Genomic DNA, 12,471 nt, shown 5'->3' on the forward strand with positions numbered 1-12,471 from the left:
CGTCCAGTGACGCCTCCCTCCGAAATCGGCGTTCCCGTTGGGATCGCCCGTGCCAATGATCCTGCTGCGCCGCGCAGCCCCTGGCCGGACGGCAGCCGCCAGCTGGCCGAGGCCCTGCATCGGCTGCTGGTGATCCAGGAGCGCGACTGGCACGCCCACAAGGGGCAGAAGCCCCGCCGCGGGGCCGAGCAGATTGCCGCGGCTCTCGTGCAGTTGGTCGGTGATGACAGCTCTGCGAAGCAACTGGGCGGCGAGGCTCAGGTCCGGGCGATCGCCCTGCTGGAGCAGGGTCTGGCCTGGTTGAAGGGCGACCTCAAGGATCCTGGCTGCCCCAGCCACGGCCGCTAGCTAGGCGGCGGCGGCACAACGCTGACGGTCAGCGCCGGCGTTGTGCGGCCAGTTGGAGCCGGTTGCCCCGACCGCTCCAGCGCACATCATCGAAACAATGGTGGATCAGAAAGAAGCCCCTGCCGCAGCAGGCCTCCGGACTGGCTGGAAGCTCCCTGGTGCGGGAGGCCGGCGGTACGCCGAAGCCCTCATCCTGGATCTGCCAGATGACCCAGCGGGGCGAGAGGATGCGGCGGATCCGCAGACATTTGCTGGGATCACCACCGTTGCCATGGCGGACGGCGTTGACCAGGGCTTCCTGAAGGCCCAGCTGAAGGCCCGCCAGGTTGGCGGCCTGGGCCACCGGCTCCAGCAGCAGCTCCAGCAGCGGTCCGAGCTGGAGGGTTGACGGGGTGATGTAATCCGTCCAGGTGAACGTCTTCCCAGCGAAGAGGTTCAAACGGAAAGGCCTGATGCCGGAAACGGCCTTCGGAAACGCCGATCTCGTCAACAGCTGGAGGTTCCAGGGGAAGCCCCAGGGAACGGTTGACGGGATCTTGAACAGCAAGGTGCTCAAGTGAAGCGGCATCCACTCTTTCGCCCACTGAATTTGACCCTAACCGCCTGTCCCTTCAGCTGACGACTCGCTGTTGCAGAGCGGGATGGCAGAGCAGGGCATCCATCAGCCGCACTCCCCGCAACTGGTTGACCAGGGGCATGTGTCCTTCCGGCGCCTCCAGGGACCAGGTGAATCCGGATGGATAGCGGGTCCAGACCCCGCCGGTTTTCCAGCCCAGCTTCGGCCACAGCAGCGGCCAGCGTCCGCCGACGCTGCGCAGCAGGCGAGCCTGGACCGAGAATCCGAATCGCCCGAGCGAATAGCAGTTCCAGAGCCGGTCGAGGCTCACCAGATCCAGGCCCTCGATCGGTGCCACCTCGCTGAAATAGACATAGCCGCGACCTTCGGCCGCAGGGCCGGCCAGCTGGCGCAGGATGGCACTGGTGAGCCGGTCGGCCTCCTCGAAGGCCTTGCCCATCAGGGCGCTCTGCAGGGGCAGATAGTCGATGCCCTGGGCCGTGCCGAGCTCCAGCCAGCCCTGGGGATAGCGGCAGAGGAAGTCGCTGGCCAGGGCATCCTGCTCCTTCAGCAGCAGGTGGATCAGGGTGCCGGCCACCCAGTCGTCACCGCTGGCATCGAGATGCCCGAGGCTGTCGATGAGCAGGGGACGGAGCTCGGCGGCCCGGGCGTCGAGCTGGTCGAGAAGGCTGCGCCGCTGCCGTTGCGAGCTGGTCAGAAACCGTTCCAGCAGCTCTTCGGCGCTGATGGTGGTGGAGGCGGATGGTCCGGAGAGCATGACGTTCAGCCAGCCTGATCGGGGCCAGCGTGGGTCCACTATGTCAGGACAGGTCGGTCCGGGTCGGGGGGATGGCGGTGCGGCTGGCGATCGAGCCATTTCTGGCCGCCCCGGGGCCGCTGCTCGATGGGCGCAGTCCGGCCGAGTTCGAGCGGGGCCATATCCCCGGTGCCCACAGCCTGCCCCTGTTCAGCGATTCCGAACGGGCCGAGATCGGCACTCTGTTTAAGCAGCAGGGTCGGACGGCGGCCGTCCAGCTCGGTCTCGCCCGGGTCGGCCCCCGGCTGGCCGAGCTGGGGGAGGCCCTGCGGATGCGCTACGAGGGCCAGCCGCTGCGGATTCATTGCTGGCGTGGTGGCCTGCGTTCCGCCAGCCTCGGCTGGCTGGCCGAGACGCTTGATCTGCCGGTGCTGCTGCTGGAGGGTGGTTACAAGGCCTACCGGCAGTGGGTGCTGGCTCGCTTTGAGCAGCCCTGGCCGCTGCGCCTGCTGGCGGGCCGCACCGGCACCGGCAAGACCGATCTGCTGCTGGAGCTGGCCCGGCGCGGCGTGGCGGTGGTGGACCTGGAGGGGCTGGCCCACCATCGGGGCAGCAGCTTCGGTGGCCTGGGCCAGCCGCCCCAACCGAGCACCGAGCACTACGAGAATCGGCTGGCCCACCAGTTGAACCAGCTGGCCGAGGCCGCTGAGATCTGGTTGGAAGCCGAGAGTGTTCAGGTGGGCCGCTGCCGGATTCCGGCCGGGCTCTGGCGGCAGATGCAGACGGCGCCCCGGCTGGAGCTGCGTCGCCCGCTTGAGGAGCGGGTACGGCGGCTGGTGGAGGTGTATGGGGGGCAGGATGGCGCAGCCCTTGCCGAGGCCACCGCTCGGATCGCCAAGCGACTGGGACCGGAGCGAACCAAGGCGGCCCTGGCGGCGATCGCTGCCGGGGATTGGGCAGAGGCCTGTCGCCAGATGCTGGATTATTACGACCGTTGTTACGACCACGATGCCCGGCGAGCACCGGCGCAACAGGCCACCCTCCAGCTCTCTGGGTCGTCTTCGCCGTCTTTGTCGCCGGTGGCCTGGATCGAGCTCGGAGTCTGGCCTGAGCCGACTGTGGCGGAGTTGTTGCTGAACCAGGGCCGGATCAGTCGTGCTGTTTAGGATCGGCGTTTGTTGCCTCCTCCGATGACTGCCATTCAGTTTTTTCGTGGGGTGGATGAACCGGTGGTTCCCGATATCCGCCTGACCCGGTCCCGCGACGGACGCACCGGCCAGGCGCTGTTCGTGTTCGAGGAGCCGGCGGCCCTCGCTCCGGAAACCATGGGCGACATCACCGGGATGTTTCTGCTCGATGAAGAGGGTGAGCTGGTCACGCGAGATGTGAACGCCCGCTTCGTGAATGGCCGCGCCAGCGCCATCGAGGCCACCTACACCTGGAAGACCGAGGAGGATTTCGATCGGTTCATGCGGTTTGCCGATCGCTATGCCGCCGGCCATGGCCTCGGCTTCGCCGAGAAAGACGATGAGCCGGCAGACGATCAGCCCGAGCCGGCGCCCGAGCCGGCGCCGGAGCCGGAAGCAGGTTGAAATTCGGGCAGTGGCTGGGTCTGGCCGGCACCGCGGCGGCCGTCGCGCTGCTCTGGAGCCTGCGTGATGTGCTCGTGCAGGTGTTCGCCGCCATCGTGCTGGCGATGGCGCTCTGCACGCTGGTGGGGTTCGTGCGCCGGCAACTCGGCTGCGGCCGTCCGCTTGCCCTGCTGCTGAGCCTGCTGGGTCTGCTGGTGCTGCTGGTGCTGGCCGTCACCGTGCTGATCCCCCCCTTCGCCGCCCAGTTCGCCGAACTGCTCACCAAGGTGCCTGCCGCCGCGGAGCTCCTGCTGGCAATGGCCCGCAGCGCCCTCACCGAGGCTGCCCGGATGATTTATGGGCGCCAGGACGCCACCCTCGAGCTGGATTGGTTTCAGCAGTTTCAGCAGCTGCTGCCCAGCGGTTCCGAGGGCAGCGCTGCCCTGGCCAGCGGCCTTGGCGAGGGACTCGGCCGCCTGCTCGGCCTGGCCGGCAACCTCGGGGGGGGGCTGCTGCAACTGCTGTTCGTCGTGGCGGTGAGTGTGATGGTGGCGGTGCAACCCACCGCCTACCGGGATGTGGCGGTGCTGCTGATTCCGTCGTTCTACCGACGCCGCTTCCGCCAGGTGCTGGATGGCTGCGGAACCGCCCTGAGCGACTGGATGGTCGGTGTGCTGATCAGCTCCTGCTGCGTGGCCCTGCTCTCGGGGATCGGCCTGATGCTGCTCGGCGTGAAACTGGTGGTGGCCAATGCCCTGCTGGCCGGGCTGCTGAACGTGATCCCCAATGTCGGCCCCACCTTGAGCACGATTTTCCCGGTTTCGGTGGCCCTGCTGGATGCCCCCTGGAAGGCGTTGGCCGTGATCGGCCTCTACCTGGTGATTCAGCACCTGGAGAGCTATCTGATCACGCCATCGGTGATGCAGCACCAGCTCAGCCTCCTGCCTGGCCTCACCCTGACGGCCCAGTTCCTGTTCACGGTGCTGTTCGGCCCCCTGGGGCTGCTGCTCGCCCTGCCGATGGCGGTGTGCCTGCAGGTGATCGTGCGGGAGGTGCTGATCCATGACGTGCTCGATCCCTGGAAACGCCAGCGGTCGCTGGGATGACCAGCCGCACCCTGCTGGGTTGCCTGGCACTGGTGGTGCTCGGGCTGTTGCTCTGGGAGCTGCGCTGGGTGCTGCTGGTGCTGTTCGGCGCCGTGGTTCTGGCCGTTGCCCTTGATGTGCCGGTGACCCAGTTGCGGCGCCGCCTGCCGCTCAACCGGCCTGCCGCCCTCGCCCTGGTGCTGCTGGTGCTGGCTTTGCTGGGCTGGAAGGTGTCGGAGCTGCTGCTGCCTGAGCTGGTGCAGCAGGCCAATGAATTCACCCAGCTGGTGCCGGTGCTGATCCAGCGGCTCGGTGCCCTGGCCGGCCAGTTTCGGGGTCTGCAGACCCTCGAGACGCAACTGCTTGATCTGGGCAGCTGGGACCGGCTACAGCCGCTGGGTTCCCAGTTGCTCGGGGTGGCGGGCAGCACCGCCAACACCACGATCCAGCTGCTGCTGATGGGCCTGCTCGCCGTGCTGCTCGCCCTTGATCCCCGCAGCCACCAGCGCCTGCTGGTCGCCGCCACCCCCCGCTTCTACCGCTCGGCGATGCAGGGCTTGCTGCACGACTGCCGCCAGGCCCTCGGCGGCTGGCTGGCGGGCATGACGGTTTCGGCCCTGACTGTGTTCGTGCTCACCTGGGCGGGCCTGGCCCTGCTGAAGGTGCCGCTGGCCCTGCTGAGCGGCCTGGTCTGCGGCCTGCTCACCTTCGTCCCCACGATCGGCCCGACCGTGGCGACCCTGCTGCCGATGGCCGTTGCCCTGCTGATCTCTCCGGCCAAGGTGGTGCAGGTGCTGATTCTGCGGTTGTTTCTCCAGAACGTCGAGGCCTTCGTTCTCACCCCCGTGCTGCTGAGTCGCACCGTGAATCTGCTCCCCACCGTTGCCCTGATGGCCCAGCTCAGCCTGGGCGCCCTGCTGGGACTGCCGGGTGTGCTGCTGGGTCTGCCCCTGGTGGTGGTGATTCAGGTGGTCTGTCAGCGGGTGCTGGTGGAGCAGATCATGGATCGCTGGACCCTGCCGGGCGGCTAGCTGCCGGCTTCTGGCGGTAGCGACGGATCAGATCCGGTGCGAGCAGCAGCACCGCCACAGCCAGGGGATGCTGAACCAGGGCGGCCCGGAGCGTGACCCAGGTGAAGTGATCGCTGATCAGCTGGAGTTCCGCCCGCAGGTCCCAGAGCGCCAGCAGGATCAGCAGCACCGGCATCAGCGGCAGGCGCAGGCGCCTCATGCCGCGCTCCGGGCGGGGCTGGGGGCGTTGAACAGGGGAAGCAGGGTTGGCGCCACACCGATGCTCGACCAGCTGCCGACGGCAATGCCGACCGTGAGCGCCACGGCGAACCAGAACAGGCTGCTGCCGCCGAAGAAGATCACCGCCAGCAGCGGCAGCAGGGTGGTGAGCGAGGTGTAGAGGGAGCGGGTGAGGGTGGCATCGACGGCCACATCCACCTGATCGGCAACCGGGAGCTGGCCCAGGCTGGTTTTCTGTTCGCGGATCCGGTCGAACACCACCACCGTGTCGTTGACGGAATAACCGGCGACGGTGACCAGCGAGACGGCGAACAGGGAATCCACCTCGATGCCCAGCAACAGCCCCAGCCAGGCGAAGACCCCGCAGGTGATCAGCACGTCGTGGGCCAGGCAGACCAGGGCGAGAAAGGCGAAGACCCGGTCGTAGCGAAAGGTGATGTAGGCCGCGATCGCCGCGAAGCTCACCAGCAGGGAAATCACGCTGCTCTGAAGCAGCTGGGATCCCAGTGTGGGGCCGATCGTGTTGATCGCGGTGCCGGCGGCGTTGAGCGGGCCGATGGCAGTGGTGAAGTCGGCAATCACCGCTGCGCTCTGCTCAGGGCTGAGGGCGGGCAGCCGCAGCAGCAGGGAGCGGCCGCCATCGAGAACCTGGACACTGGCGCTGCCGAGGTTCGGTGCCCGCTCCAGATCTTCCGGTGGCAGTGCCAGATCGGCGAGCCGCTGCTGCATGGCCGGAGCCGTCAGTGGTGTGCAGGCTGCTTCGCAGATCCGCTCCAGCTGAATCTGGGTGCCACCGGTGAAATCAAGGCCGGGGCGGAGCGGGAAGCCGATCGACGGGTTCAGCCAGCTGAGGGCCAGGCCAACGACGCTGAGCAGGCAGGCCAGCCCCGATCCCAGCCAGGCGAGGCGCCGGTAGCGGCTGATCCGGAAGCGGGGGGAGGGACTCTGAGTCACAGGCTGGAGGTGGGGGGGCTCAGGCCACGCCGGCGGGAAGCTGGGTGGCGGGCAGGAAGTAGGTGGGGCGTCGCAGGGCTGGATAGCTCATCAGCAGGCGCAGCAGGGTGCGGGTGCAGGTGAGGGCAGTGAACAGGCTGAGCAGCAGGCCGATCGCCAGGGTGACGGCAAACCCCTTGATCAGCCCGGTTCCGAGCATGAACAGCGCCAGGCAACTGATCAGGCCGGTGACATGGCCATCGAGGATCGAGCTGAAGGCCAGGGAAAAGCCCGTGTCGATCGAACGGATCAGGGTGTTGCCGCTGCGCAGTTCCTCCTTGACCCGCTCGAAGATCAGCACATTGGCATCCACCGCCATGCCGACGCTGAGGATGAAGCCGGCGATGCCGGGCAGGGTGAGGGTGACGGGAATCAGGGAATAGACCGCCAGGTTGAAGAGGGCATAGAGGCTGAGGGCAAGCACCGCCACGGCCCCGGGCAGCCGGTAGACCACAACCATGAACACCCCCACCAGCCCGAGGCCGGTGAGGGCGGCGGTGAGGCTGGTGCGGATGTTCTCGGCACCGAGCGACGGGCCGACCGTGCGGACCTCCACAATCCTGACCGGCAGGGGCAGGGAGCCGCCGCGCAGTTGCACCTCCAGATCCCGGGCCTCCTCAGCCGTGAAATTTCCGGTGATGCTCGCCGCGCCGCCGGTGATGCCGGCCGCGGCGAATTCCTGGCTGACGCTGGCCTCGCTGATCGAGCGGCCATCCAGCACGATGCCCAGCAAGCGGTCTGTTCCGGCGATCGACTGGGTGAGCCGGGCGAAGGCCTCACCCCCCTCCCGGTTGAAGCCGAGGGTGACATCCCAGCCGGGGCCGTTGCTCTGCTGCTGGCGCCCCGCCGTGACCAACCCCTTGCCGGTCAGGCTGGCTGGTTCGTAGAGGGCGACCACCCGCTTGTTCACCTCTTCCAGCAGGGCCTTGATCTGGTCGGCCTCGCCGGCAGCTGCCGGCACCTTCACGCCCAGGCCATCGAGGGCCTTGGCCAGTTCAGCGGCGGGGAAGCTGGCCGGTGGCGGTGGGGTCTGGCCGGATGGCAGACCCCCTTCAGGAGTGGCCGGGCTGCGTCGCTCAAGCCGGGCCAGCACCGCTTCGGCCTGGCGCTTCAGGCGCAGCAGCCCCTGCATCTCCTGTTCGGTGCCGGGCTTCTGGGCGCGGAACTCAAGCAGGGCCGTGGTGCCCAGCACCTTGGCGGCCCGGGTCGGATCCTGTTCACCGGGCAGCTGGAGCAGCAACTGGTCGTCGCCCACGGTCTGGAGGGTGGATTCCGCCACGCCCAGGCCGTTGATGCGGCGATCGAGCACGTCCTTGACGGCCTCCAGCTGTTCCCGCTGCACCTTGGTGATCGCACCGGCGGGCAGCACCTGCAGGGTGAGTTGGCTGCCGCCCCGGAGATCAAGACCAAGCTGGAGCGGGAAGGCGGCCAGCACCGCGCCGGCGGCGATCGCCAGGGCCAGGATCAGGGCGAACCACCCCTGTTGACGTGCCATCTCAGAACACGCCTGTCTTGAGCTGGGTGGCGGCCTTCACGATCTGATGGGGCTGAATGATCGTGAGGTTCTCCAGGGCTCCGTTGTAGGGGGTGGGAATGTCCTGGCTGGAGAGCCGCAGGGGGCGGGCATCGAGATCATCGAAACAGTGTTCCGTGATCAGGGCGATCAGCTCGGCACCGATCCCACCGGTTTTCATACATTCCTCCACCACCATCACCTTGTGGGTCTTGCGGATCGAGCGGGTGATCGTGTCGAGATCGAACGGCTTGAGGCTGATCAGGTCGATCAGTTCCACATCGACGCCCTCCGCCTCCAGCTGCTGCACCGCCTTGAGGCAGTGATGCCGCATCCGGGAATAGGTGAGGATCGTGACATCCTTGCCGGGCCGGACCACTTCGGCCTGGTCGAGGGCGCAGATGTAATCGCCTTCAGGAAGTTCTTCGCTGAGGTTGTAGAGCAGCACGTGCTCGAAGAAGAGCACGGGGTTGTTATCACGAATGGCGGCCTTCATCAGGCCCTTGGCATTGGTGGGGGTGCTGACCGCCACGATCTTGATGCCGGGCACCGCGTGAAAGTAGGCCTCGAGCCGCTGGCTGTGCTCCGCCCCGAGCTGACGACCCACGCCGCCGGGGCCTCGCACCACGGTGGGAATCGTGTAATTGCCGCCACTGGTGTAGCGCAGCATCCCCATGTTGTTGGAGATCTGGTTGAAGGCGAGCAGCAGGAAGCCCATGTTCATGCCCTCCACGATCGGGCGAAGTCCTGTCATGGCGGCTCCGACGGCCATGCCGGTGAAGCTGTTCTCGGCGATCGGGGTGTCGAGAACCCTCCATTCGCCGTATTTCTCGTAGAGATCCTTGGTGACCTTGTAGGAACCGCCGTACTGACCGACGTCTTCGCCGAACACGCAGACCATCGGGTCGCGGGCCATCTCTTCGTCGATGGCGTCACGCAGGGCGTTGAAGAGGAGCGTCTCGGCCACGGAAGGAGAGCGGACCCGGCTGCTGCCGGTGGAGCGGCCAACTTATCTCAGGCCGCCGGAGCAGGCTGCGGAAGCTTCAGCCGCCGGCGGCGAACGTGGCCAGCAGCAGAACGGAGAGCAGCATTCCCGGTGACAGCAGCAGGGCGAGCAGCCCGAGGTCGTGGGGGGTCATCGCAGCAAGCAGGGGTGGGGGTGAAGCCTGGCTGAGCTTAGGAAGGCTTCTGCGCCTGGGCCGGCAGCAGGCTGCGGATGAACACAAGGAACAGGCCCAGGCCCACGAAGGCGCAGCTGAAGGTGGCCAGGAAGCTCATGCCGACGATCAGCGTCTTGAGCGCCGTGGCGATGCTCTGGGCAAACGGCTTGCTGTAGTGCGGCGGATGGAGTGCGTAATAGCCCACCACCCGCTGGCTCAGCAGCAGGAACATCCAGGCGAGCAGACCGCTGGTGAGTGCGCCGGAGAGGAAGCTGAGCGGCCCTTTGCGGACCGGCGGGGCCGGGCTGGTCTCGGCTGGCGATGGCGGCGAATCGCTCATGGGGATGGGGGCGGCACCCCGGGGCGGGCCCCCATGCTGCTGCAGAGGCAACACCAGGCGTCGAACCCCGCCGCGTCGAGGGCCTCACCGAGCTGGGATCGGGCCGCTTCGGCCTGCTCCAGATCGGCGAACAGGGCGAACAGGCTGGGTCCTGAGCCACTCATCGCCACCCCCAGCTGGCCTTCGGCCTGGCGCAGCAGAGCCAGGCCCAGGCGCACGCTGGCCTGCTCCGGCTCGACCACCGCCTGCAGGTCGTTGCGGAGCGGTGGCAGGGCCCGCTCTCCCCGCAGGGCCGCGAGCAGGGGGCCGTGGCGCAGGTTGGAGCGGCGTTGTTCGAAATCGACTTCCTGCTGGAGGTAGAAGTCGCCGCGCAGCTCCCGGCAGCGGCCATAGGCCCAGGGGGTGGACACGCTTGCCGCCGGATCCTTGATCAGCAGCACCGCCAGCGGCTCGGTGGCACCGAGGTCGACAGGCTCCAGCCGCTCGCCCCGTCCGAAGCAGAGCTGGGTGCCGCCCACCAGGCAGAACGGCACGTCCGAGCCGAGTTCGGCCGCCAGGGCGCGCAGGTCGGCATCGCCCAGCCCCAGTTCCCAGAGCTGATTCAGCCCGAGCAGGGCCGCGGCACCGTCGCTGGAGCCACCGGCCAGGCCCGCTCCGATCGGAATGCGTTTGGTGAGGACCAGATCGGCGCCGAGTGAGGCTTGTCCGGTCTGCCGTCGCAACAGCTCCGCGGCCCGCACGATCAGGTTGGTGCCATCGGTGGGAAGACCCGGCTGATCACAGCTCAGGGACAGCACACCGTCGTGGCGGGCTGAGAGGGCCAGGCTGTCGGCCAGCTCAAGGCTCTGCATCACCATGGCCAGCTCGTGGAAGCCATCGGGCCGCAGGCCAAGCACCTCCAGATGCAGGTTGATCTTGGCCGGGGCCAGGGCGTGCAGATCAGCCATGGGATGGCACGGGAGGGAAGACACGGGAACGGCGGGGCGGCATGGGCCTGGTCGGCCCGATTCAAACCCCCCGACTGTCCGTTCCAGTCCAGTTCCTGGCGGGCTCCCTCAGCCGTGCCCGCTGGGCAGGCCCAGCGCCAGGGCCACCCAGCGCCCGGGGGCCAGCTCCTGGGGCCGTTGCTGCAGATCGACGCCCGCCTCGGCGGCGAGGGCGGCGAGGGCATCCGGTGGCAGCAGGCCGGCGAGGCTGTTGCGCAGCATCTTGCGGCGGCTGGCGAAGCAGCGGCGCAGCAGCAGCTCCACCCGCGCGGCAAGAGCGGGTTCCAGCCGTTGATCCGCCGGCCGTGGATCCAGCACGATCACCTCCGAGTGCACCTTCGGCGGCGGCTGAAAGCAGCGGGGCGGCACAGCGCACACCGAGCGGCAGTCGGCCAGCAGCTGCAGCCGCACGCTCAGGGCGCTGAAGGCGCTGCTGCCGGCCCTGGCCCGGATCCGTTCTCCCACCTCCTGCTGCACCAGCAGCACCAGCCGCCGGTAGGGGATCGGCGCCGGCCGGTCCAGCCGGCCCACCAGCCGCTCCAGCAGTGGACCGGTGATGTTGTAGGGGATGTTGGCCACCACCTTGTCCGCCGCCGGCAGCTCCACGCTCAGGGCATCCCCTTCCAGCAGCTCGAAGCGGGGATGGTCGCCGAAGCGCTGCCGCAGGCCCGACACCAGGTCGCGGTCGAGTTCCACGGCCTGCAGCATCGCCGCCGGGGAGGCCAGCAGCCGCTCGGTGAGGGCGCCGCGCCCCGGACCCACCTCCAGCACGGTGTCCTCAGGTTGCAGCTCCGCCGCCGCCACGATGCGCTCCAGCACGCCGGCATCGATCAGCCAGTGCTGGCCGAAGCGCTTGCGGGCGCGATGGGCCCCGAAGGTCATGGCGGCGGGCGGGCGACCCCTCCACACTGCCGCCTGGCCAGCCGGGGCCGCTCAATTCCACGAATTCAGTTCCATTGATCCAGCCGCAGCCAGCGCACCTCCCCCCGCGTCGGTGGCAGGGGCACCAGGGCGAACACCACCTCCACCGGCAGGCTCGCCCGCTCCGGCTGGGTGGCCAGCCAGCAGCCCCAGGCCCGGGCCAGCCGGGCTCGCTTGACAGGGCCCAGGGCTGCTGTGCCCCAGCCGTCGCGTCCGCAGTGCCGCCGACCCTTCACCTCCACCAGCAGCAGGCGGCCGGGTTTGGCCACCACCAGATCGAGTTCGCCCCAGCGGCAGGACCAGCGCCGTGCCACCAGCTGCCAGCCGCGGCTGCGCAACAGCCGCAGGGCCCGCTGCTCGGCCCACTGGCCTGGAATTCGCCGCTGGTTTTTCGACTGTTGCGTTGTGATCGCCCCCATCGAACCGCCAGACCCACTGTTCCTACAGTTCCCATGCCTGTCCCTCCGCTGCCATGGCCGCCCCGTTGCGTTCGCTGTTCACGGGCTTCCTGCTGGTTCTGCTGGGTGGCCTGGGGGGTCTGGTTGCCGGGCTGCTGCCCGGTTGGCCGGTGGCCCCCGCCGCTGCCGCGATGGATTACGCCAAACAGGTGTTGATCGGTGCCGATTTCCACGACACCGATCTCAGCGGGGTGACCTTCAGCCTCACCAATCTGCGGGACGCTGATCTCTCCGGCTCCGACCTGCGCAACGCCAGCCTGTTCGGCGCCAAGTTGCAGGACGCCAACCTTCGCGGTGCCGATCTGCGCCAGGCCACCCTCGATTCGGCGGTGCTGGAGGGCACCGACCTGCGGGATGCGGTGCTGGAAGATGCCTTCGCCTTCAACACCAAGTTCGATCGGGTGGCGATCGACGGGGCCGACTTCACCAACGTGCCCCTGAGGGCCGATGTGCTCAAGAAGCTCTGCGCCAGCGCCACCGGCACCAACCCCGTCACTGGCCGCATCACCCGCGACACACTGGGGTGCCCCTGA

The 12,471-nt window shown here is 68.2% G+C and carries 16 protein-coding genes; 6 read left to right on the forward strand and 10 right to left on the reverse strand.

What is annotated here, in order from left to right; all coding sequences use genetic code 11:
• Positions 1 to 6: 6 nt before the first annotated feature.
• Positions 7 to 348 (forward strand): DUF6439 family protein, encoded by a 342-nt coding sequence (locus tag KQ307_RS10650; protein ID WP_259702292.1) that lies wholly within the window; start codon positions 7 to 9, stop codon positions 346 to 348.
• A gap of 28 nt (positions 349 to 376) precedes the next feature.
• Here KQ307_RS10650 and KQ307_RS10655 read toward each other — a convergent pair whose 3' ends face one another.
• Both KQ307_RS10655 and KQ307_RS10660 read right to left on the reverse strand, forming a co-directional pair.
• Positions 377 to 787: an ATP-binding protein gene (locus tag KQ307_RS10655; RefSeq protein WP_259702293.1), complete on the reverse strand. Its 411-nt coding sequence runs from the start codon at positions 785 to 787 to the stop codon at positions 377 to 379.
• 172 nt (positions 788 to 959) lie between these two features.
• Positions 960 to 1,682, reverse strand: coding sequence for a GUN4 domain-containing protein (locus KQ307_RS10660; RefSeq protein WP_259702294.1), 723 nt, complete (start codon positions 1,680 to 1,682; stop codon positions 960 to 962).
• A 71-nt stretch (positions 1,683 to 1,753) separates the two neighbouring features.
• Between KQ307_RS10660 and mnmH the strand changes: the two genes are divergently transcribed.
• Genes mnmH through KQ307_RS10680 form a run of 4 tightly spaced genes read left to right on the forward strand, consistent with a single transcriptional unit; the run spans position 1,754 to position 5,348 of the window.
• On the forward strand, positions 1,754 to 2,827 hold the full coding sequence (gene mnmH / locus KQ307_RS10665) for a tRNA 2-selenouridine(34) synthase MnmH (protein ID WP_259702295.1): 1,074 nt from the start codon (positions 1,754 to 1,756) through the stop codon (positions 2,825 to 2,827).
• 24 nt (positions 2,828 to 2,851) lie between these two features.
• Positions 2,852 to 3,253: a photosystem II reaction center protein Psb28 gene (gene psb28 / locus KQ307_RS10670; protein WP_259702296.1), complete on the forward strand. Its 402-nt coding sequence runs from the start codon at positions 2,852 to 2,854 to the stop codon at positions 3,251 to 3,253.
• The gene (locus tag KQ307_RS10675; RefSeq protein WP_259702297.1) at positions 3,250 to 4,338 is read left to right on the forward strand and encodes an AI-2E family transporter; all 1,089 of its coding nucleotides are present in this window, start codon (positions 3,250 to 3,252) and stop codon (positions 4,336 to 4,338) included. Before psb28 ends, KQ307_RS10675 begins: the two co-directional genes overlap by 4 nt.
• Positions 4,335 to 5,348 (forward strand): AI-2E family transporter, encoded by a 1,014-nt coding sequence (locus KQ307_RS10680; protein ID WP_259702298.1) that lies wholly within the window; start codon positions 4,335 to 4,337, stop codon positions 5,346 to 5,348. Before KQ307_RS10675 ends, KQ307_RS10680 begins: the two co-directional genes overlap by 4 nt.
• Here KQ307_RS10680 and KQ307_RS10685 read toward each other — a convergent pair.
• From KQ307_RS10685 to KQ307_RS10720, 8 genes are all read right to left on the reverse strand, one after another.
• Complete coding sequence (locus KQ307_RS10685) at positions 5,317 to 5,547, reverse strand: hypothetical protein (protein ID WP_259702299.1); 231 nt, start codon at positions 5,545 to 5,547, stop codon at positions 5,317 to 5,319. The genes KQ307_RS10680 and KQ307_RS10685 overlap by 32 nt on opposite strands.
• Complete coding sequence (secF, locus tag KQ307_RS10690) at positions 5,544 to 6,521, reverse strand: protein translocase subunit SecF (RefSeq protein ID WP_259702300.1); 978 nt, start codon at positions 6,519 to 6,521, stop codon at positions 5,544 to 5,546. The genes KQ307_RS10685 and secF overlap by 4 nt, the downstream gene beginning before the upstream one ends.
• Positions 6,522 to 6,540: 19 nt before the next feature.
• Complete coding sequence (gene secD / locus KQ307_RS10695; protein WP_259702301.1) at positions 6,541 to 8,055, reverse strand: protein translocase subunit SecD; 1,515 nt, start codon at positions 8,053 to 8,055, stop codon at positions 6,541 to 6,543.
• 1 nt (position 8,056) lies between these two features.
• Complete coding sequence (locus KQ307_RS10700) at positions 8,057 to 9,040, reverse strand: pyruvate dehydrogenase complex E1 component subunit beta (RefSeq protein WP_259702302.1); 984 nt, start codon at positions 9,038 to 9,040, stop codon at positions 8,057 to 8,059.
• A gap of 209 nt (positions 9,041 to 9,249) precedes the next feature.
• A complete protein-coding gene (locus KQ307_RS10705; RefSeq protein ID WP_259702303.1) occupies positions 9,250 to 9,573 on the reverse strand; it encodes a DUF3082 domain-containing protein in 324 nt (107 codons plus the stop codon).
• On the reverse strand, positions 9,570 to 10,520 hold the full coding sequence (gene ispE, locus KQ307_RS10710; protein WP_259702304.1) for a 4-(cytidine 5'-diphospho)-2-C-methyl-D-erythritol kinase: 951 nt from the start codon (positions 10,518 to 10,520) through the stop codon (positions 9,570 to 9,572). The genes KQ307_RS10705 and ispE overlap by 4 nt, the downstream gene beginning before the upstream one ends.
• Before the next feature lie 108 nt (positions 10,521 to 10,628).
• Positions 10,629 to 11,441: a 16S rRNA (adenine(1518)-N(6)/adenine(1519)-N(6))-dimethyltransferase RsmA gene (gene rsmA, locus KQ307_RS10715; RefSeq protein ID WP_259702305.1), complete on the reverse strand. Its 813-nt coding sequence runs from the start codon at positions 11,439 to 11,441 to the stop codon at positions 10,629 to 10,631.
• A gap of 65 nt (positions 11,442 to 11,506) precedes the next feature.
• Positions 11,507 to 11,899: a YraN family protein gene (locus tag KQ307_RS10720; RefSeq protein ID WP_259702306.1), complete on the reverse strand. Its 393-nt coding sequence runs from the start codon at positions 11,897 to 11,899 to the stop codon at positions 11,507 to 11,509.
• A 53-nt stretch (positions 11,900 to 11,952) separates the two neighbouring features.
• Between KQ307_RS10720 and KQ307_RS10725 the strand changes: the two genes are divergently transcribed.
• Positions 11,953 to 12,471: a pentapeptide repeat-containing protein gene (locus KQ307_RS10725; RefSeq protein ID WP_259702307.1), complete on the forward strand. Its 519-nt coding sequence runs from the start codon at positions 11,953 to 11,955 to the stop codon at positions 12,469 to 12,471.

Origin of the sequence: Synechococcus sp. CS-1326 (genome assembly GCF_025128115.1) — a bacterium.
Taxonomy (GTDB): Bacteria; Cyanobacteriota; Cyanobacteriia; order PCC-6307; family Cyanobiaceae; genus Regnicoccus.

Coding starts and splice junctions, on each gene's coding strand:
- secD (WP_259702301.1), bottom strand. CDS start 8,055: ATGGCACGTCAACAGGGGTGGTTCGCCCTGATCCTGGCCCTGGCGATC.
- rsmA (WP_259702305.1), bottom strand. CDS start 11,441: ATGACCTTCGGGGCCCATCGCGCCCGCAAGCGCTTCGGCCAGCACTGG.
- KQ307_RS10720 (WP_259702306.1), bottom strand. CDS start 11,899: ATGGGGGCGATCACAACGCAACAGTCGAAAAACCAGCGGCGAATTCCA.
- KQ307_RS10680 (WP_259702298.1), top strand. CDS start 4,335: ATGACCAGCCGCACCCTGCTGGGTTGCCTGGCACTGGTGGTGCTCGGG.
- ispE (WP_259702304.1), bottom strand. CDS start 10,520: ATGGCTGATCTGCACGCCCTGGCCCCGGCCAAGATCAACCTGCATCTG.
- KQ307_RS10685 (WP_259702299.1), bottom strand. CDS start 5,547: ATGAGGCGCCTGCGCCTGCCGCTGATGCCGGTGCTGCTGATCCTGCTG.
- KQ307_RS10660 (WP_259702294.1), bottom strand. CDS start 1,682: ATGCTCTCCGGACCATCCGCCTCCACCACCATCAGCGCCGAAGAGCTG.
- KQ307_RS10705 (WP_259702303.1), bottom strand. CDS start 9,573: ATGAGCGATTCGCCGCCATCGCCAGCCGAGACCAGCCCGGCCCCGCCG.
- KQ307_RS10725 (WP_259702307.1), top strand. CDS start 11,953: ATGGCCGCCCCGTTGCGTTCGCTGTTCACGGGCTTCCTGCTGGTTCTG.
- psb28 (WP_259702296.1), top strand. CDS start 2,852: ATGACTGCCATTCAGTTTTTTCGTGGGGTGGATGAACCGGTGGTTCCC.
- mnmH (WP_259702295.1), top strand. CDS start 1,754: ATGGCGGTGCGGCTGGCGATCGAGCCATTTCTGGCCGCCCCGGGGCCG.